The 20372-nt window shown below is 68.2% G+C and carries 17 protein-coding genes; 15 read left to right on the forward strand and 2 right to left on the reverse strand.

All coding sequences use genetic code 11. The annotated features are described in order from the left end of the window. Positions 1-21: 21 nt before the first annotated feature. From ABFX36_RS14640 to ABFX36_RS14665, 6 genes are read left to right on the forward strand one after another with little or no spacing between them, the layout of a single operon-like run. Positions 22-861, forward strand: coding sequence for an undecaprenyl-diphosphate phosphatase (locus ABFX36_RS14640; protein ID WP_346076966.1), 840 nt, complete (start codon positions 22-24; stop codon positions 859-861). Between the two features lie 45 nt (positions 862-906). Beyond that, positions 907-1581, forward strand: a complete 675-nt coding sequence (locus ABFX36_RS14645; RefSeq protein ID WP_006894915.1) for an MSMEG_4193 family putative phosphomutase — start codon at positions 907-909, stop codon at positions 1579-1581. A gap of 37 nt (positions 1582-1618) precedes the next feature. Beyond that, positions 1619-2383, forward strand: coding sequence for a DUF3090 domain-containing protein (locus tag ABFX36_RS14650; RefSeq protein ID WP_045539078.1), 765 nt, complete (start codon positions 1619-1621; stop codon positions 2381-2383). Further along, complete coding sequence (locus tag ABFX36_RS14655) at positions 2380-3198, forward strand: SCO1664 family protein (protein ID WP_052692428.1); 819 nt, start codon at positions 2380-2382, stop codon at positions 3196-3198. The genes ABFX36_RS14650 and ABFX36_RS14655 overlap by 4 nt, the downstream gene beginning before the upstream one ends. 51 nt (positions 3199-3249) lie before the next feature. After that, on the forward strand, positions 3250-4500 hold the full coding sequence (mshC, locus tag ABFX36_RS14660; protein ID WP_346076969.1) for a cysteine--1-D-myo-inosityl 2-amino-2-deoxy-alpha-D-glucopyranoside ligase: 1251 nt from the start codon (positions 3250-3252) through the stop codon (positions 4498-4500). Between the two features lie 9 nt (positions 4501-4509). Then, positions 4510-4818, forward strand: a complete 309-nt coding sequence (locus ABFX36_RS14665; RefSeq protein WP_006894919.1) for a hypothetical protein — start codon at positions 4510-4512, stop codon at positions 4816-4818. 24 nt (positions 4819-4842) lie between these two features. Here the strand turns inward: ABFX36_RS14665 and ABFX36_RS14670 are convergent, their stop codons facing one another. Beyond that, complete coding sequence (locus ABFX36_RS14670; protein ID WP_045539073.1) at positions 4843-5742, reverse strand: PAC2 family protein; 900 nt, start codon at positions 5740-5742, stop codon at positions 4843-4845. 51 nt (positions 5743-5793) lie between these two features. Between ABFX36_RS14670 and metH the strand changes: the two genes are divergently transcribed. The 5 genes from metH to hisG all read left to right on the forward strand — a co-directional run bounded on the left by metH (position 5794) and on the right by hisG (position 12136). Beyond that, positions 5794-9375: a methionine synthase gene (gene metH / locus ABFX36_RS14675; protein WP_045539072.1), complete on the forward strand. Its 3582-nt coding sequence runs from the start codon at positions 5794-5796 to the stop codon at positions 9373-9375. A 108-nt stretch (positions 9376-9483) separates the two neighbouring features. Further along, the gene (locus ABFX36_RS14680) at positions 9484-10101 is read left to right on the forward strand and encodes a DUF1345 domain-containing protein (protein ID WP_045539082.1); all 618 of its coding nucleotides are present in this window, start codon (positions 9484-9486) and stop codon (positions 10099-10101) included. Positions 10102-10250: 149 nt separating this feature from the next. After that, positions 10251-10886 (forward strand): HAD family hydrolase, encoded by a 636-nt coding sequence (locus tag ABFX36_RS14685; RefSeq protein ID WP_428832064.1) that lies wholly within the window; start codon positions 10251-10253, stop codon positions 10884-10886. 79 nt (positions 10887-10965) lie between these two features. Continuing rightward, a complete protein-coding gene (locus ABFX36_RS14690) occupies positions 10966-11229 on the forward strand; it encodes a phosphoribosyl-ATP diphosphatase (RefSeq protein WP_006894924.1) in 264 nt (87 codons plus the stop codon). Between the two features lie 58 nt (positions 11230-11287). Further along, positions 11288-12136: an ATP phosphoribosyltransferase gene (hisG, locus tag ABFX36_RS14695; RefSeq protein WP_346076974.1), complete on the forward strand. Its 849-nt coding sequence runs from the start codon at positions 11288-11290 to the stop codon at positions 12134-12136. Between the two features lie 357 nt (positions 12137-12493). On the opposite strand, the gene ABFX36_RS14700 is transcribed toward hisG, so the two are convergent. Then, positions 12494-13351 (reverse strand): thioesterase family protein, encoded by an 858-nt coding sequence (locus ABFX36_RS14700; RefSeq protein ID WP_006894927.1) that lies wholly within the window; start codon positions 13349-13351, stop codon positions 12494-12496. A 104-nt stretch (positions 13352-13455) separates the two neighbouring features. On the opposite strand from ABFX36_RS14700, the gene ABFX36_RS14705 reads away from it, so the two are divergent. From ABFX36_RS14705 to dop, 4 genes are all read left to right on the forward strand, one after another. Further along, a complete protein-coding gene (locus tag ABFX36_RS14705) occupies positions 13456-14286 on the forward strand; it encodes a tRNA (adenine-N1)-methyltransferase (RefSeq protein ID WP_045539066.1) in 831 nt (276 codons plus the stop codon). A 33-nt stretch (positions 14287-14319) separates the two neighbouring features. Beyond that, on the forward strand, positions 14320-15996 hold the full coding sequence (arc, locus tag ABFX36_RS14710) for a proteasome ATPase (protein WP_278127333.1): 1677 nt from the start codon (positions 14320-14322) through the stop codon (positions 15994-15996). A 110-nt stretch (positions 15997-16106) separates the two neighbouring features. Next, entirely contained in the window at positions 16107-18734 is a 2628-nt protein-coding gene (locus ABFX36_RS14715) for an FHA domain-containing protein (RefSeq protein WP_278127334.1), read from the forward strand. Between the two features lie 45 nt (positions 18735-18779). Next, the gene (gene dop / locus ABFX36_RS14720) at positions 18780-20285 is read left to right on the forward strand and encodes a depupylase/deamidase Dop (protein ID WP_278127335.1); all 1506 of its coding nucleotides are present in this window, start codon (positions 18780-18782) and stop codon (positions 20283-20285) included. Positions 20286-20372: the final 87 nt, after the last annotated feature.

The following is a 20372-nucleotide window of genomic DNA, read 5'->3' on the forward strand; positions in this document are numbered from 1 at the left end:
CGATGGGTAGCATCAGCCCCCATGACTGAGACCATGACATGGCTCCAGGCGATCGTCCTCGGAGCGGTCCAGGGCCTGACGGAGTTCCTGCCGATCTCGTCCTCGGCCCACCTGCGCATCATCTCGGAGATCTGGTTCGGTGACGACGCCGGTGCCTCGTTCACCGCGGTCACCCAGCTCGGCACCGAACTCGCGGTTCTCATCTTCTTCGCCAAGGACATCTGGCGGATCGTCGGTGCGTGGTTCGCGGGACTGCGGGATCGGACGAGGCGCGGTCTGGACTACCGGCTGGGCTGGTACGTGATTCTCGCCACCATCCCGATCGGTGTGCTCGGATTCGTCTTCAAGGACCAGATCCGCACCGCAGGCCGGAACCTCTGGCTGGTGGCGATCATGCTGATCCTGTTCTCCTTCGTCTTCCTCGCCGCCGAGTACGTCGGAACGCGCGAGCGGCCCCTCGAGAAGATCACCCGGCGCGACGCCCTCGTGATGGGCGCGGCGCAGTGTCTGGCGCTGATCTCCGGAGTCTCGCGGTCGGGTGCGACGGCGAGCGCGGGTCTGTTCGTCGGCCTCGAACGCGAGGCGGCGTTCCGATTCTCCTTCCTGATCGCGATTCCGGCGGTTCTCGCCTCCGGACTGTTCAGCCTCAAGGACGTGTTCGAACCCGCGGGGGAGGGCCTGGCCGCGAGCGGCTCGCAGATCGCGGTGGCCACTCTCATCGCCTTCGTGCTCGGTTACGTCTCGATCGCGTGGCTGCTCAAGTTCGTCTCGCACCATTCGATGATCTGGTTCGCGACCTACCGCGTGGCGCTCGGCCTGCTCGTCATCGTCCTGCTGCAGGTGGGCGCGATCGCGGCGTGACCGCGTCGACGGGCCCGATTCACGTGCGGCAGTAACCTGTGTGACATGACGGTGATCCTGGTCCGGCACGGACGCTCCACGGCCAACACGTCGGGACTTCTCGCGGGTCGGACGCCGGGTGTGGGGCTCGACGGTCACGGACGCACGCAGGCCGGTGAACTCCCGGTCAGGCTCGGCAGCGTCCTCGGCGACCTCACCGCCGTCGTCCGCTCGCCGTTGCAGCGATGCGCGGAGACGGTCGCACCGCTCGTGGCGGCGCGCCCGGAGCTGCCGCACCTGACCGACCCGAATCTGGAAGAGGTCGATTACGGCGACTGGAGCAATCGCAAGATCTCCGAACTGCTCGGCGAGCCGCTGTGGAAGGTGGTGCAGCAGCAGCCGTCGGCGGTGGTGTTCCCGGGCGGCGAGGGCCTGCTCGACGTGTCGCGCCGCGCGACCAGGGCGATCCGGGAACTCGACCGGGTACACGGCGGTCCCGACGGGAAGGGCGTGTGGGTGGCCTGCTCGCACGGCGACGTGATCAAAGCGGTGCTCGCCGATGCACTCGGCATGCATCTGGACCAGTTCCAGCGGATCGTGGTGGATCCGGGTTCGATCAGCGTGATCCATTACTCGGCTGCCCGGCCCTACGTGCAGACCGTCAACAACAACGGGGTGCTCGAGCTCCCGCGGCCGCCGATGGCCGCCGGCGCCACGGTGGGCGGGTCCACCGGGGCATAGTCGGGAGCACGGCTCGCCGTCCGGGTACCGTTGAGTCATGGCTCGTACGATCCACGAATTCCGGAGTCCGCGGCGTTTCGTCGCGGGCACCGTCGGTCAGCCGGGGGATCGCACCTTCTACATTCAGGTGTCGCAGGACTCTCGGTTGATGAGCGTCGAACTGGAGAAGCAGCAGGTGCTGATCCTGGCCGACCGCCTCAGCTATCTGCTCGACGAGGTGCGCCGGCGCTTCGGCACGCCGATTCCACCGGAGGCCGAGGACGTCGGCGACGTCTCGCCGCTCGAGAGCCCGATCGATTCCGAGTTCCGGGTCGGTTCGATGGGTCTGGGCTGGGACGCCGATGCGGCCGCGGTGGTGATCGAACTGCTCGCGGTCACCGAACAGCCGTTGGACGAGTCGGTGATCCTCGACGACACCGAGGAGGGACCGGACACCGTCCGCGTCTTCCTGACCGCCGACGAGGCGCGCGAGTTCAGTGCCCGCTCTATGCGCGTGATCGCGGCCGGCCGCCCGCTGTGTCCCCTGTGCAACCAGCCGCTGGATCCGTCGGGGCACATCTGCGCACGCAGCAACGGCTACAAACGCGACGCCGAGTTCAGCCGGTCACTCGAGTTCGTCGACCCGGAGGTGCTCGCGAGTCTGAGTCGGCTGGTGCCCGGATTCGACTCGTCGTTCACCGTCGAGGACGAGGACGCCGTACTGGACGACGACACTGATGACGACAGCGACGACGACGGCACCGACGAGCGTGGTGACGGCGCGGACGACGGCGACTGGGGCGGGGACGACACGCACCGGTGAACGCCGACTGCCTGGAGCTGCTGGCCACCGGCGAGCTCACCGTTTTGGGCCGCATCGCCTCGGCCAGCAACCTCACGGTGGCCTGCGCCGTGTCGGACGGACGGACGGCCATGCGCTGCGTGTACAAGCCCGTACGCGGTGAGGAACCGCTGTGGGACTTCCCGGACGGGACCCTCGCCGGCCGCGAAGTGGCGTCCTATCTCATCAGCGACGCACTCGGATGGGATCTGATACCCGAGACCGTGCTGCGCGAGGACGGTCCGACCGACATCGATCTGGGTGCGGGCATGGTCCAGCGGTGGATCGAGCAGCCGCCGTCGGACGACGGCCGTCTCGACCCGGTGGATCTGGTGCCCGCCGGCGAGGTGCCGGAGGGGTATCGCGGGGTCCTCAACGCCTACGACCACCGAGGCGATGAAGTGATCCTCGTTCATTCGGTGGAGGACAGGCTGCGCCGCCTCGCGGTGCTCGACGCCGTCCTCAACAACGCCGATCGCAAGGGCGGGCACATCCTGACCGACGGCGACGGCCGGCTGTACGGCATCGATCACGGGATCTGCCTGCACAGCGAGAACAAGCTTCGGACCATCCTGTGGGGATGGGCGGGCACCCCGGTGCCGCCCGGCGAGCGTGCCGACCTGGCGCGTCTGAGCGGCGTGCTCGAGGACGTGGACAGCGTGCTGCATGTGCGTCTGTCGACGCTGATCACCCCGGAGGAGATCGCCGCGCTGCTGCGGCGTGCGAAGTCGCTCGCCGATGTGGGCGTGATGCCGCTGCCGCCCCACAGCCGCGCGATCCCGTGGCCGCCCTTCTGACCGGGTACCCGGACTGCCGGGCACCGGCCGCGGGCACATACAGTTGACGGCATGCATTCGTGGCCGTCGCCCAAGATTCCGTCCGTGCCGGGGCCCGCTGTCCCGCTGCGTCTCTACGACACCTCCGACGCCCAGGTGAAGCCGGTCAGCCCGGGTGAGGTCGCGACGATGTACGTCTGCGGCATCACCCCGTACGACGCCACTCATCTCGGCCACGCCGCCACCTACGTGACCTTCGACCTGATCAACCGGATTCTCCGGGACGGCGGGCACGACGTGCACTACGTGCAGAACATCACCGACGTCGACGACCCGCTGTTCGAGCGCGCCGAACGCGACGGTGTGGACTGGCGCGACCTCGGCTCGCGTGAGATCAATCTGTTCCGCGCCGACATGGAGGCGCTGCGAGTCCTGGCGCCGCGCGACTACGTCGGCGCCGTGGAGTCGATCGGCGAGGTGGTCGACGCCGTCGGCGAGCTGCTGGCGCGGGGCGCGGCCTACGTGGTGGACGACGAGGAGTTCCCGGACGTCTATTTCAGCGTCGACGCGACACCGCAGTTCGGGTACGAGTCCGGATACGACGCGCAGACGATGGCGACGTTCTTCGCCGAGCGCGGCGGCGACCCCGACCGTCCGGGCAAGCGCAATCGGCTCGATGCGCTGCTGTGGCGCGCCGCGCGCGACGGCGAGCCGTCGTGGGAGTCGCCGATGGGCCCGGGCCGTCCCGGCTGGCATATCGAGTGTTCGGCCATCGCGCTGCGACGGCTGGGCATGGGTTTCGACATCCAGGGCGGCGGCAGCGATCTGATCTTCCCGCATCACGAGTTCTCGGCGGCCCACGCCGAAGCGCTCACCGGTGAGCGTCGCTTCGCCCGTCACTACGTCCACACCGGGATGATCGGACTCGACGGCGAGAAGATGTCCAAGAGCCTGGGGAACCTCGTGCTCGTGTCGAAGCTGCGGGCGGCGGGCGTCGATCCGGGAGCCGTCCGACTCGGTCTGATCTCGCAGCACTACCGTGCCGACCGCATGTGGACCGACGACATCCTCGCCGACGGTGAGCGCCGACTGGCGACGTGGCGCCGGGCGGCCAAGCTCGCGACCGCGCCCGACGCCGCCGACACCGTCGCACGACTGCGTCAGCATCTGGCCGACGATCTCGACACCCCGAAGGCGCTGGCCGCCGTGGACGCGTGGGCGGCCGACGCGATCCTGGGAATCGGTGCGTCGACCACGGCGCCGCGGCTGGTCGCCGACGCCGTCGATGCGCTGCTGGGTGTCGACATCGCACCGGTCGGCTAAGGTTCGCTCGTGGCTCGTGCTCAGCAGATCCCGATCGACGGTCCCGAGGGTGTGTGGACGGTCGTCACGCGTACCTCCACCTACGTCATCGATTTCGGGGAGATGACCCTCCTGCGCGCACCCGGCGTCGGGCGCACCGACGATCACCGGTGGGAGGTCAGTGAACTCCGGCGCGATTCGGAGGACATCCCGCTGCTGGACGTCAAGATCTGCCGCGTCGGGGAGCCCGCCCAGTTCTGGGTGCGCGCCGCCGACGACCCGGAGGTGCGCACCTGGCGGGTGACGACGCCCGTCGTCGAGATCGAGCGCATCGGCTGATCACTCTCGCCGTGGGGGAGCCGGTCAGTCCTCGTCGTCCCGCCGACGAAGGTACTTCTCGAACTCCGCCGCCAGCTGTTCACCGTCGATCCGGAGCATGGTGTCGTCCAGATCCTCGTCGGAGGCCTGCTCGAGTTCATGGACGTACGCGGCCATGTCCTCGTCGTCCGAGGTCATCTCGCTGATCGACTGCTCCCATTCCTCGGCCCGGTGCGGCAGCGTGCCCAGCGGGATCGGGAGACCGGTCACCGACGCGACGTTCGTCAGGAGCGCGAGTGTGGCCTTGGGGTTGGTGGTGTGCGCCACGTAGTGCGGGACGGCCGCCCACAGGGAGACCGACGGGATGCCCGCTTGGACGAAGGCGTCCGACAGTACGCCGGTGATTCCGGTGGGTCCCTCGTATCGGCTGAGCTCCAGACCCAGCCGCTTGGCGGCGTCGCTGGTCTCGGCGGTCCCCGAGACCGGCACCGGACGAGTGTGCGGGGTGTCGGCCAGCAGGGCACCGAGCATCACGGTCATCTCGACCTCCAGTGCCTCGGCGAGTTCGACGATGCGGGCGCAGAACGACCGCCAGCGGTAGTTCGGCTCGGGACCGAGGACGAGGACCACGTCGCGGTCGTGCGCGGACAGGACGCACACCGACATGCTCGTCACCGGCCACTCGATGTGCCGGGTGACGCCGCCGCGCTGCCGAATCGTGGGACGTGTGGACTGGTAGTCGTAGAAGTCGTCGGGTTCGATCTCCCAGATGGAGGTGGCGTCCCACTCCAGCGCCAGGTGTTCGACCGCCGCGGTGGCGGCGTCGGCGCCGTCGTTCCACCCGGAGAACGCCGCAATTAAAATCGGCGTGCGTAAAATGGGCAGTCCCGCGCGGTCGGCCGAATCGTCCTGCTCAGCTGCGTTTCCGTCCGGTGTGGAGTTCATTCCACCGAGCCTACGACGGCCGTCGATTCGCCGCGAACTAACCTGCTAGGTATGGCATCGCACTCCACCGCACATGATAACTACGACTCGACTTTCCTCCAGGCGATGTCGCGTCGGGTGCTGATCGGTGACGGGGCGATGGGAACGATGCTCCAGGCCGCCGATCTGACGCTCGACGATTTCCGGCAGCTCGAGGGCTGCAACGAGATCCTCAACGACACTCGTCCCGACGTGCTGGCAGGTATCCACCGCGCCTACTTCGAGGCGGGCGCCGACGCCGTCGAGACCAACACCTTCGGCTGCAACCTGTCGAACCTGGGCGACTACGACATCGCCGACCGGATCCGGGAACTCGCTTACAAAGGGGTGTCGATCGCCCGCGGGGTGGCCGACGAGTTCGGGCCGTCGGCCGACGGGACCGACCGGTTCGTGCTCGGCTCGATCGGTCCGGGCACCAAGCTTCCCAGCCTCGGGCACACCACCTTCGGCGCCATCCGCGACGCGTACGTCGAATGCGTGCTCGGCATGTTGGAGGGCGGTGCCGACGCCATCCTCGTCGAGACCAGCCAGGATCTGCTGCAGCTCAAGGCCGCCGTCGTCGCGGCACGCCGCGCGATGGAGCAGTTCGGCCGCCACCTGCCGATCATCACCCACGTGACCGTCGAGACCACCGGCACCATGCTGATCGGCTCGGAGATCGGTGCAGCGCTGGCGGCGATCGAGCCGCTCGGCGTCGACGTCGTCGGACTCAACTGCGCCACCGGTCCGACCGAGATGAGCGAACATCTGCGGTACCTGTCCAAGCACGCGCGGATCCCGGTCTCGGTGATGCCGAACGCCGGCCTGCCCGTTCTCGGCAAGAACGGCGCCGAGTATCCGCTGACCCCGGAGGACATGGCGTCCGCGCTGTCGGGATTCGTCGCCGACTACGGTCTGCAGTTCGTCGGTGGGTGCTGCGGCAGCACTCCCGAGCACATCCGCCAGGTGGCCGAGGCGGTCAAGGACGTCACCCCGGCCCCCCGCCACCCCCAGCACGAGTCGGAGACCTCGTCGCTGTACACCGCGGTGCCGTTCCACCAGGACGCGAGCTTCCTGGTGATCGCCGAACGGACCAACTCGAACGGCTCGAAGGCCTTCCGCGAGGCGATGATCAGCGGCGACTATGAGAAGTGTCTCGAGATCGCCAAGGACCAGACCCGCGACGGCGCCCACATGCTCGACCTCAACGTCGACTACGTCGGCCGCGACGGGGCGGCCGACATGACCGAGCTCGCCTCCCGGTTCGCGACCGCGTCGACGCTGCCGATCATGATCGACTCCACCGAACCCGACGTGATCCGCGCCGGCCTCGAGCACCTCGGCGGCCGTTGCGCGGTCAACTCGGTGAACTACGAGGACGGCGACGGGCCCGACTCGCGGTTCACCCGAATCATGTCGCACGTCGTGGAGCACGGCGCCGCCGTGGTCGCGCTGACGATCGACGAGCAGGGGCAGGCACGCACCGCGGATCACAAGGTGGCCATCGCCGAGCGGCTGATCACCGACCTCACCCAGAACTGGGGTCTCGAAGAGGAGGACATCATCATCGATGCGCTCACCTTCCCGATCTCGACCGGTCAGGAGGAGGTGCGCCGCGACGGCATCGAGACCATCGAAGCCATCCGGCGCATCAAGGAGGCCCATCCGCAGGTCCACTTCACGCTCGGCATCTCGAACATCTCGTTCGGTCTCAACCCCGCCGCGCGTCAAGTGCTGAACTCGGTGTTCCTGCACGAGTGCGTGAAGGCGGGATTGGACACGGCGATCGTGCACGCGTCGAAGATCCTGCCGATGGCGCGGATCCCGGACGAGCAGCGACAGACGGCCCTCGACCTCGTCTACAACAACCGCACCGACGATTACGATCCGCTGCAGAAGCTGATGGAGTTGTTCGAGGGCGTGTCGGCGGCGTCGGCGCGCGAGTCGCGGGCCGCCGAACTCGCGGCGCTGCCGCTGTTCGAGCGGTTGGAGCGGCGGATCGTCGACGGCGACAAGAACGGCCTGATCGAGGATCTCGACGAAGCGCGACAGACCGTTCCGCCGCTGTCGATCATCAACGACACTCTGCTGTCGGGCATGAAGACCGTCGGCGAACTGTTCGGGTCGGGCCAGATGCAGCTGCCCTTCGTGCTCCAGTCCGCCGAGGTGATGAAGTCGTCGGTGGCGCATCTCGAGCAGTTCATGGAGGCGACCGACGAGGACGGCAAGGGCAAGATCGTGCTCGCCACCGTCAAGGGCGACGTCCACGACATCGGCAAGAACCTCGTCGACATCATCTTGAGCAACAACGGGTACGACGTCGTCAACATCGGCATCAAGCAGCCCATCGCGACCATCCTGTCGGCGGCCGAGGAGAATCGGGCCGACGTCATCGGCATGTCCGGACTGCTGGTCAAGTCGACGGTGGTGATGAAGGAGAACCTGGAGGAGATGAACTCCCAGGGCAAGGCCGACTACCCGGTGCTGCTGGGCGGGGCGGCACTGACCCGCACGTACGTCGAGGGCGATCTCGCCGACGTCTACGAGGGTGATGTCCGGTACGCGCGCGACGCCTTCGAGGGGCTGTCGCTGATGGACGAGATCATGGCCATCAAACGCGGAGAGGGTCCCGATCCCGACAGCGAGGAGGCCAAGGCCGCCGCGGCCAAGGTCGCTGAGCGCAAGGCCCGTCGCGAACGGTCCAAGCGGATCGCGGAGAAGCGCAAGGCCGCCGAACCGCCGGTCGAGGTCCCGGCGCGGTCGGATGTGGCCGCCGACAACGAGGTGCCGACACCGCCGTTCTGGGGGACGCGGATCGTCAAGGGCATTCCGGTCGCCGATTACCTGGCGATGCTCGACGAACGCGCGCTGTTCCTCGGACAGTGGGGACTGCGCGGCACCCGCGGCGAAGAGGGACCCGACTACGAGGAACTCGTCGAGACCGAGGGGCGGCCGCGCCTGCGCGAGTGGATCGACCGTCTGGCGACCGAGGGGATCCTGCAGCACGCCGCCGTCGTCTACGGCTTCTTCCCGGCCGTCAGCGAGGGCGACACGGTGCACGTGCTGGAGTCGCCCGACCCCTCCGCGCCCGTCCGGCACAGCTTCGAGTTCCCGAGGCAGCAGCGCCCCCGCTTCCTGTGCATCGCCGATTTCATCCGTTCCAGGGAGCAGGCGCTCGCCGACGGGAAGGTCGACGTCCTGCCCTTCCAGTTGGTCACGATGGGCACCCCGATCGCCGACTTCGCGAACAAGCTGTTCGCCGAGAACGCATACCGCGACTATCTGGAGGTGCACGGCATCGGCGTGCAGCTCACCGAGGCGCTCGCCGAGTACTGGCATCAGCGGGTGCGCAGCGAGCTGACCTTCGCCGACGGGGTGATGGCCGACGAGGACCCCGACCGCCCGCAGGGCTTCTTCGACCTGGAGTACCGCGGTGCGCGCTACAGCTTCGGCTACGGTGCCTGCCCGAACCTCGAAGACCGCGCCAAGATGATCGATCTGCTGGAACCGGGCCGCATCGGCGTCGAGCTGTCGGAGGAACTGCAGCTGCATCCGGAGCAGTCCACCGACGCCTTCGTGCTGCACCACCCGGAGGCCAAGTACTTCAACACGTAGTCCGAGGGCCGCGCCAGGGGAGTCCCCGCTGACGGCGGGGCCGCCCCGGGCGTGCGGTCCGCGACCGGCTCGGCGCTCCGATAACGTCACAGCATGGCCAAACGGGATGTGCGCGGGATGACGCGCTTCATCGTCGGACTCGCGGCGGGACTGGTGATCGCCGCGGTGGTCTGGCCGGCGACCGGACTGTGGCAGCTCGCGCCGATGCTGATGGTGACGGTCACGTCGGCGGTGTATCTGGTGTGGTCGGTGGCGATGCTGTGGCCGATGGACGCGCCGACCACCCGCGCCCACGCGGAGGCCGCCGACGTCCGCGACGAACTCGGCGATGCGGCGCTGATCGCAACGCTCGCGGTGAGTCTGTCCGCGATCGGTGTGCTGCTGCTGGCCGCCCGGGACCGCAACGGCAGTTGGTACGCGATGCTGGCGGTGGTGGCGGTGCTCGCGGCGTGGGGGATGCTGCACACGCTGTTCGCGTCGCGGTACGCCCGGATCTACTACGCCGGCGAGCCGGGCGGGATCGACTTCAACACGAGCGATCCGCCCTGCTACGCGGACTTCTTCTACTTCGCCTTCAACCTCGGCATGACCTATCAGGTCTCGGACACCGCCGTCGGACCCACTGTCATCCGGCGCGAGGTGCTCAAGCACTGCCTGCTCAGCTACGTCTACGGAACGGTCATCATCGCCACGACCATCAACCTGGTGATGAACCTGGTCAGTTGAGGGGTGCGGCGATCCGCCCGCGCCGACGACCGCTGGCCTACGCTGGTGCCCGATGGCCGTGGCCCGTCGCCGGCCGATCGGGAACCGACGTCGAAAGGCAAGAGGCAGTGACAGACGACCGTGTGCTTCCGCGCGCCGTGCTCTGGGACATGGATGGAACGCTCCTCGACACCGAGCCGCTGTGGGGCCGGGCGATGGAGGAGTTCGCCCGCGGCATCGGCGCCGAGATGACTCCGGAGCTGCGCAACGCCACCATGGGCAACAGTTCGGTGGACGCGCTGACCAAGGTGTACGACGCGGCACGGGTGCCGGAGTCCGGGCGCGACTTCGAGGCCGACGAGGACGCGATGGTCGCTCGGGTCCTCGGACTGTTCGCCACCGATCTGCGGTGGCGGCCCGGCGCACTCTCCGCGCTCGACCTCGTGGCGGGTGCGGAGATCCCGATGGTGCTGGTCACCAACACGGTCCGCAAGGTCACCGATGTGATGCTCGAGACGCTGGGGCGCGACCGGTTCGTCGCCACCGTCTGCGGCGACGAGGTGGAGGCGGGCAAGCCCGAGCCGCACATCTATTGCCGGGCCGCCGAACTGGTCGGATTCTGCGCGTCCGAGTGTCTGGCCTTCGAGGACTCGCCGGTCGGCGCCGCCGCGACGCACGCCGCCGGCGTGCCCGCGATCGTGATCCCGTCGGCGATCCCGGTGCCGCCCAAGCCGACGTACACCTACCGAGAGACGCTCGAGGGTCTCACCCTCGACGATCTCGCGGAGGTCTTCGCCGCACGCTGACCGGACCCCGTCGCGCGCCCCGGGAGGGCACCGCGCCCCGGCCAGGGACCGATCGACTCGACGTGCAAAAATAGTCGGTGTGAAAACCTTCGACGAACTCTTCTCTGAGCTGGCCGACAAGGCCCAGACCCGCCCCGAGGGCAGCGGTACCGTCGCCGCTCTGGACGCGGGCGTCCATACGCTCGGGAAGAAGATCATCGAGGAGGCGGGCGAGGTCTGGCTGGCCGCCGAGCATGAGTCGGACGAGTCGCTCTCGGAGGAGATCTCCCAGCTCGTGTACTGGTTGCAGGTGATGATGGTCAAGCGCGGGCTCACCCCCGCGGACATCTACCGCTACCTCTGACCGCCGGCCTCCGGTCACCGACACCTCCCGCCGACCACATCCTCTAGGAGTCACCGCAATGTTGCGCGTCGCCGTCCCCAACAAGGGCGCCCTGTCCGAAGCCGCCGCCGGAATCCTCTCCGAAGCCGGGTACCGCAAGCGCTCGGACCCCAAGGACCTCAACGTCATCGACGTCAACAACGACGTCGAGTTCTACTTCCTGCGTCCCAAGGACGTCGCGATCTACGTGGGTGCGGGCACCCTCGATCTCGGCATCACCGGGCGCGACCTGTCCGCCGACTCCGGCGCCGAGGTGATCGAGGAGGTGGCGCTCGGTTTCGGTTCCTCGGTGTTCCGCTACGCCGCTCCGGCCGACCAGGAATGGACCGTCGCCGACCTCGCGGGCAAGCGGATCGCGACGTCGTATCCCAACCTGGTCCGCCGCGACCTCGCCGCCCGGGGGATCGACGCGGAGATCATCCGCCTCGACGGTGCCGTGGAGATCTCGATTCAGCTCGGCGTGGCCGACGCGATCGCCGACGTCGTGGGAACCGGACGCACGCTGCGGCTGCACGGTCTGGCGGCGTTCGGCGACTCCCTCTGCGATTCGGAGGCGGTGCTGATCCGCAATCCGGAGTCAGCGGAGGCCTCCCGGGCCGCGAAGCAGTTCATCGCCCGCGTACAGGGCGTGGTCTTCGGTCAGCAGTACGTCATGATCGACTACGACTGCCCCAAGGCACTGCTCGATCAGGCGGTCGCGATGACGCCCGGCCTGGAATCGCCGACCGTGTCGCCGATGCTCGACCCGGAATGGCTCGCGGTCCGCGCGATGGTTCCGCGTAAGACGCATCAGCCGCTGATGGACGACCTGTCGGAACTGGGCGTCCGCGCCATCCTCGCCTCGGACATCCGCTCCTGCCGCTTCTAGGACACGCTCGCCTTCCCCCAAGGCTGGTTGAGCGAGCGTAGCGAGTCGAAGCCAACTGTCACCCAGGCTGGTTGAGTGAGCGCTTTCCTTAGGTTGGTTGAGCGAGCGTAGCGAGTCGAAACCAACTGCCACCCAGGCCGGTTGAGCAAGCGCTTTCCCCAGGCTGGTTGAGCGAGCGCAGCGAGTCGAAGCCAGCTGCCACTCGGGCTGGGAGCTCGATCGCTCGGTTCCCAGCTTCACTCGCGGCGGTTTCGACTCGCTACGCTCGCTCAACCAGCCTGTTAGGCGCTCAACCAGCCTGTTAGGCGCCCAACCAGCCGGTGAGGTGTCCAACCGGCCAAGAAGTAGCTCCAGCCGCTATCCCTGCTCGGCGATCAGATCGGTCTGCGCCGAGCGGCCGAGGAAGCCTGAGACGTCGTAGAGGTCGGCGAAGCTGGCGCCGTAGCCGCGCGCGCCGACGGCGAGATCGGAGTCCACACCGAGCCACGGTGAGGTCGGCTGGGTGATCAGATGGACCGTCGTGTCCATGTTCATCCACGACCACTGGGTCGGGTCCAGACGCGTCCCGACGCCGTTGGCGACGTCGAGCACGGTGAACACCGACTCGAGGTGCGACATCTCCTCGCCGGCCACCAGCGGGATCGCGGGCCGGATCCAGATCGCCGGCGTCTTGCCGTTTCGGCCGGGCTGACGGGCGGTGACGGTGGTGCCGATGAACCCGACCTTTCCCCATGCGACCGCGTCCGTGTCCTGTGTCGGGAATCCGACCGTCTGCGGAAGCTCGTCCGGCGAGGCGGGCAGCGGATCGAGGGGAGCGTCGGCGACGGCCGTCGAGTCGGACCCGAGCAGACGCCACGCCACCGACCGGGCCACCGTCCGGTAGGTGCCGTCGGGCCCCTGCGCCTCGAGGTCGGCCTGAACCATCGAGATGCGTCGGCCCGGCCGCGGGATGCTGGTGCGGATCCGGTTCACGCCCAGCCCCACGGGTCCGATGATCTCGGTGGTGATGCGGCTGAACTCCTGACCGTCGTCCGGCACGGCTCGCATCATCGCGCGCATCAGCAGGCCGGCGGGCGGACCGCCGTGCTGCATGTCCTGCGACCACACGCTCGCCGTGGCCGGTGTCGGCTGGAAGTACTCGTAGCCCGGATCGTCACCGCCGGGGACGGGGATGGGCTCGTAGTAGCAGCTGTAGGGCACCTCGCTCATGTCCATACCGGCACTCTATGACAAGGTTGTCTGAGCGATTCCCGGGCCTCTCCACTCCTCGCGAAGGCCCCGAATCGGCCCTGCCGACCGACTTGAAGGACACCAGCACGATGGCGACAACCGGCCCGTTCGCCGTAGGCGATCGCGTACAGCTCACCGACGCGAAGGGACGCAAGTTCACCGTCGTCCTGGAGGAGGGCAAGCAGTTCCACACGCATCGCGGCGGCATCCTGCACGACGATCTGATCGGCAGCCCCGAGGGCTGCGTCGTCGAGGCGACCTCGGGCACCCAGTACCTGGCGCTGCGACCGCTGCTGACCGACTACGTGGTCTCCATGCCCCGCGGGGCGCAGGTGATCTACCCGAAGGACTCCGCGCAGATCGTCGCCGAGGGCGACATCTTCCCCGGTGCCCGAGTCCTGGAGGCCGGCGCGGGATCGGGAGCGCTGACGCTGTCGCTGCTGCGCGCCGTCGGCACCGAGGGCTCGGTGCTGTCGTACGAGGTGCGAGAGGATCACGCCGAGCACGCCGTCCGCAACGTCGAGACCTTCCTGGGCGGGCGCCCCGACAACTGGACCCTGCGCGTCGGAGATCTCGTCGATCACGACCCCGCCGAGCAGTTCGACCGCATCATCCTCGACATGCTCGCGCCGTGGGAGTGCCTGGACGTGGTGTCGAAGACGATCCGCCCCGGCGGCGTGCTGACCGTGTACGTGGCCACGGTGACGCAGCTGTCGAAGGTAATGGAGGGGCTGCGCGAACAGCAGTGCTGGACCGAGCCGCGCGCATGGGAGTCGCTGGTCCGCGAGTGGAGTGCGGTGGGTCTCGCGGTCCGCCCCGAGCACCGGATGCAGGGCCACACCGCCTTCCTGATCACCGCGCGCCGACTCGCCGACGGTACGGAAACGCTTCGGGTACAACGGCGTCCCACACGCGGGTAGCGTGGAGTACGTACCGCCGGCAAAGGAGAGACGATGACCGAGTCCGACCGTTCGCCCAGCAGCAGCGTCGAATTCTCGACCATGCAGCAGCGCGTCGAGAGTCTCACCGTGCGCAACAGCAAGCTCACCGAGATGCTCAAAGAGGCGAGGCAGCAGCTCATCGCCCTGCGCGAGGAAGTCGACAACCTGGGTCAGCCGCCCAGCGGATACGGCGTGCTCCTGCAGGTCTTCGACGACGACACCGTCGACGTGTTCACCTCCGGTCGCAAGATGCGGCTGACGCTGTCACCCAACATCGACGCCTCCACTCTCCGGCGGGGCCAGTCGCTCCGCCTCAATGAGGCATTGACCGTCGTCGAGTCGCTCGACTACGACACGGTCGGCGAGATCAGCACCCTGCGCGAGGTCCTCGCGGACGGACGGCGAGCCCTCGTCGTCGGCCACAGCGACGAGGAGCGGATCGTCCAACTCGCGGGCTCGCTGATCCACACCGACGAAGGCGGCGAGTCGACCCGCAAGCTCCGGCCCGGCGATTCGCTGATGATCGACGGCAAGGCCGGCTTCGCCCTCGAGCGCATCCCGAAGGCCGAAGTGGAGGATCTCGTCCTCGAAGAGGTTCCGGACGTCGATTACGAGGACATCGGCGGGCTCCGCCGTCAGATCGAGCAGATCCGCGACGCCGTCGAACTCCCGTTCCTGCACAAGGACCTGTTCCGCGAGTACTCGCTGCGCCCGCCGAAGGGCGTGCTTCTGTACGGACCTCCCGGATGCGGCAAGACGCTCATCGCGAAGGCCGTCGCCAATTCACTGGCGAGGAAGATCGCCGAGGCGCGCGGAGACAACGCGCACGAGGCCAAGTCGTACTTCCTCAACATCAAGGGCCCGGAGCTGCTGAACAAGTTCGTCGGCGAGACCGAGCGACACATCCGGCTGATCTTCCAGCGCGCCCGTGAGAAGGCGTCGGAGGGCACTCCGGTGATCGTCTTCTTCGACGAGATGGACTCGATCTTCCGTACCCGCGGCTCCGGCGTGTCCTCGGATGTCGAGACGACGGTGGTGCCCCAGCTGCTGAGCGAGATCGACGGCGTCGAGGGCCTGGAGAACGTGATCGTGATCGGCGCCTCCAACCGCGAGGACATGATCGATCCGGCGATTCTCCGGCCGGGCCGTCTGGACGTCAAGATCAAGATCGAGCGGCCGGACGCGGAGTCGGCGATCGACATCTTCTCGAAGTACCTGACGCCCGATCTACCGGTGCACCCGGAGGATCTGGCGGAGTTCGACGGCGATCGCCGGCGGTGCATCGACGCGATGATCCAGCGCGTGGTGGAGCGGATGTACGCCGAGTCCGACGACAACCGGTTCCTGGAGGTCACCTACGCCAACGGCGACAAGGAGATCATGTACTTCAAGGACTTCAACTCGGGAGCGATGATTCAGAACGTCGTCGACCGAGCGAAGAAGTACGCGATCAAGGCGCATCTCGACACCGGTCAGAGCGGACTGCGGATCAGCCATCTCCTCGACTCGATTCTGGATGAGTTCTCGGAGAACGAGGATCTGCCGAACACGACCAACCCGGACGACTGGGCGCGCATCTCGGGGAAGAAGGGCGAGCGCATCGTCTACATCCGGACGCTGGTCACGGGTAAGACCGGCGGTGCCAGCCGGGCCATCGACACCGAGTCGAACACCGGCCAGTATCTCTGATCCCGGGCTCTGGTCCGCGGCCCGCCCGACCGCGTTCGCCGGAGCCCGGATCCGGCTTAGTCATTCCGTCGGTCTAGGCCGGGCGCCGGGACTCGCTAGAGTTACCGGCGATGAACACGACAGCAATCACCCCGCTGCAGGTCCGGGTCGCACAGGCTCGCCCGCATGTGGTGCGGACCTCACCGGCGACGCTCGGGCGCACTCCCGACAACGACGTCGTGGTGAATCACCCGCTCGTGTCCCGCGTGCACCTGGCGTTCGAGTGGTCGGACGGCTGGAGCGTGGTCGATCGCGGAAGCACGAACGGCTTCTTCGTGGCAGGCGTCCGGCAGTCCGCGGCCCGGATCGACCGGCCGGTCCAGATCCGCCTCGGTGATGCGGCGACCGGACCCGTGGTCGAGTTGGCTCCGCAGGGAGCCGCGGCTCCGACGGTGGTGCCGCCCTCGCGTCCGGTCCCGGGCCGGCAACCGCCCGTGCCGCAGCCTCCGGCGCCGCAGTCTCGCCCGCTGCGATCCGCAGCCGGACCGCAGGCGCCGACGCCGTACCCGTCCGGGCCGCAGCGGCCGGACCGGCCACCCGTGCGCCCGGCGAACCGTCCGGCCACCGCACCGCTCTCGGCTCAGCGTCCGCCCGGCGGATACCGGCAGGCGCCCCCGCGATTCGGCGCGCTTCCCGACGCCCCGCACCTGGCGGCACTGCATCAGAACGCGTCGGCCGTCTACGAAGTGCCCGGCGACCTGCGCGGGCGCGAGACTATCTCGCTCACCGGCGTGCAGACCATCGGCCGCACGCCCGACAACGACATCGTCGTCAGCGACGTCCTGGCCTCCCGGCACCATGCGCGGATGACGAGTACCCCGCAGGGGTTGCTCCTGGAAGACCTCGGGAGCGTGAACGGCACCTTCGTCAACGGCCGTCGCGTGATGGCGCATCGCCTCAGCGAGAACGACGTCGTCACGATCGGCAACTCCGACTTCGTGCTGACCGACGGCCGCCTGGTGCGCGGGCGGCCACAGGCGCAGGTGGCCGGTGGCCTCGAGGTATCCGGGATCGGCTTGACGATCGACGGCAAGGCACTGCTCAACGACGTCTCCTTCTCCGCGGCCCCCGGCACGCTCACCGCGATCATCGGCCCGTCCGGAGCGGGCAAGTCGACGGTCTCGAAGATCGTCGCGGGCCTGAACAACCCGACAGTCGGAGTCGTGACCTTCGAGGGGCGCGGAGTTCACAGCGAGTACGAGGCGCTGCGCTCCCGTATCGGGATGGTGCCGCAGGACGACGTGCTGCACCAGAAGCTCACCCTCCGACAGGCGCTGCGCTATGCGGCCGAACTGCGGCTGCCCGCCGATCTGTCGACCGCCGACCGCGACGTCGTGATCGACGGCGTGCTCTCCGAACTCCAGCTCACCGAGCACGTCGACACCCGCGTCGACAAACTCTCCGGCGGCCAGCGCAAACGCGCTTCGGTGGCGATGGAGCTGCTCACCGGGCCGTCGCTGCTCATCCTCGACGAGCCGACCTCGGGTCTGGATCCGGCTCTCGACCAGCAGGTGATGAAGACGCTGCGCCGGCTCGCCGACGCGGGTCGCGTGGTGCTGGTGGTGACCCACTCGCTCACCTACCTGAGTCTGTGCGACCAAGTGCTGCTGCTGGCGCCCGGCGGCAAGACGTCGTTCTGCGGCGCCCCCGGGGATGTGGCCGGCGAGATGGGCACCGCCGACTGGGCGGAGATCTTCAGCTACGTCGCCGAACAGCCCGACCAGGCCTGGGCCCAGTACCGCGGGCGCCATCCGCATCAGCCGCCACCGCAGGCGCCCGCGCCCGGGGCACCCGTCACACCGGTCAAGATGGGCCTGATGCGGCAGACCAGCACGGTGGCCCGACGGCAGTTCCGCCTGGTGTGGGCCGACAAGGGGTACCTGGTGGTGCTGCTGGTGATGCCGATCGTCCTGGGACTGCTCACCCTCGTGATCCCGGGTGACAAGGGATTCAGCCGGGCGGTGCTGCCGCCGACGAACGACTACGTCCCGCCGAAGGATCCGGGGGAGGCTCTGCAGATCCTCACCGTGCTAGTGATCGGCGCCGCCTTCATGGGCACCGCGCTCGCCGTCCGCGATCTGGTCGGCGAGCGAGGGATCTTCGAGCGCGAGCGCGCGGTGGGACTGCGTCCGGGCGCATACCTGACCGCCAAGATCCTGGTGTTCTCGCTGATGAGCGTGGTCCAGGTGGCGATCATGATCGGCATCGCCTATGGGCTTCGGGCGATGCCGAAGGCCGCCGACATCGTCAAGACCGGCGGCGCCGAACCCGCGATCCCGCCCGCGGTGACGCTGTTCATCGCGGTCGCCACACTGGCGTGCGTGAGCGTGCTCGTCGGCCTCGCGATCTCGGCGGCCGTGCGATCGACCGAACAGACGATGCCGCCGCTGGTGATCGTGGTGATGGTCCAGTTGGTCCTCTCAGGCGGGTTGTTCGCGATCGGGTCGGCCTTCGTCAAGCCGATCACCTGGCTGTTCCCGACCTACTGGGGGTACACCAATGCGGCGCAGTCGGTGAACATCCCGTGGATCGCCGATCAGGTTCCCCAGGTGAAGATCGACGAGCCCGGTGGCGAGATGATGTATCCGCTCTGGGAACCCTCCCTCGCGCACGCGCTCATCAGCTATGCGGCGCTGGTGGCCATCGCGCTGGTACTCACGCTGTTCATCTTCTCCCGCCTGCGGTTGCGCAGACGCTGACCGGCGCCGCGCCGGGCGCAGATCGCCACGGTTAGGCTGGGTTCCATGCAGCGCATCATCGGAACCGAAGTCGAGTACGGCATCTCCGCGCCCGGCGATCCGTCCGCGAACCCGATCATGACGTCAACCCAGGCCGTCCTGGCGTACGCCGCCGCGGCGAACGTGCCGCGCCGTGACCGCCGGACCCGCTGGGACTACGAGGTCGAGTCACCGATGCGCGATGCGCGCGGATTCGACCTCGGCCGGAGCGGCGGTCCGGCGCCCATCATCGACGCCGACGAGATCGGCGCCGCCAACATGATCCTCACCAACGGTGCCCGGCTGTACGTCGATCACGCGCATCCGGAGTATTCGGCACCCGAGGTGACCGACCCGCTCGACGCGGTGATCTGGGACAAGGCGGGGGAGCGGGTGATGGAGCAGGCGGCTCGGCATGTCGCGAGCGTTCCCGGCGCCCCTCGGCTGCAGTTGTACAAGAACAACATCGACGGCAAGGGCGCCTCGTACGGCACTCACGAGAACTACCTGATGCGCCGCGACACGCCGTTCGACTCGATCATCACCGGATTGATGCCCTTCTTCGCGTCGCGTCAGGTGATCTGCGGTTCGGGCCGGGTGGGCATCGGCCAGCGCGGCGAGGACTCCGGTTACCAGCTGTCGCAGCGTGCCGACTACATCGAGGTCGAGGTCGGTCTCGAGACCACACTGAAGCGGGGGATCATCAACACCCGCGACGAACCGCACGCCGATCCCGAGAAGTACCGCCGCCTGCACGTCATCATCGGTGACGCGAATCTCGCCGAGACGGCGACCTACCTCAAGGTGGGCACCACGGCACTCGTGCTGGACCTGATCGAGGCCGGGGTGGACCTGTCCGATCTCGCGCTGGCCTGGCCCGTCGAGGCGGTTCACGCGATCAGCCACGACCCGACGCTGCGCACGGCCGTGGCGCTCGAGAACGGCCGTGAGATGACCGGGCTGGCCCTGCAACGCGAGTACCTCGACCGAGCGCAGAAGTTCCACGACGCCCACCACTCCGACGACGAGCGCGCCGCGCACGTGCTGGCCACGTGGGCCGATGTCCTCGACAAGCTCGAACGCGATCCCATGGAGTGCGCCGATCTGCTGGACTGGCCGGCCAAACTGCGGCTGCTGGAGGGGTTCCGCAACCGCGAGGGACTCACCTGGTCGGCATCGCGTCTGCAGCTCATCGACCTGCAGTACTCGGACGTCCGTCTCGACAAGGGTCTCTACAACCGTCTGGTGGCACGCGGGTCCATGAAACGAATGACCACCGAGGACGAGGTGATGCGCGCGGTCGAGACGCCGCCGGAGAGCACACGGGCCTTCTTCCGCGGCGAAGCCGTCCGCCGGTTCGGCGCCGACGTCGCCGCCGCCAGCTGGGACTCGGTGATCTTCGACCTCGGCCGCGACTCGCTGGTCCGGATTCCCATGCTCGAACCGCTTCGCGGCACCGCTGCTCACGTCGGTGAGCTGCTCGACGCCGCCGACTCGGCCGCCGATCTGGTCGACCGCCTGACCGCGTCGTGAGCGGCCGGAACCCCACCGGCGCAAGACGATCGCCGACCGGACCGACGCGTCGGCGACGCTGGGACCGCGCCCACCGGTAGGGTTGAA

This window comes from Gordonia cholesterolivorans, assembly GCF_039531975.1.
Classification (GTDB): Bacteria; Actinomycetota; Actinomycetes; order Mycobacteriales; family Mycobacteriaceae; genus Gordonia; species Gordonia sihwensis.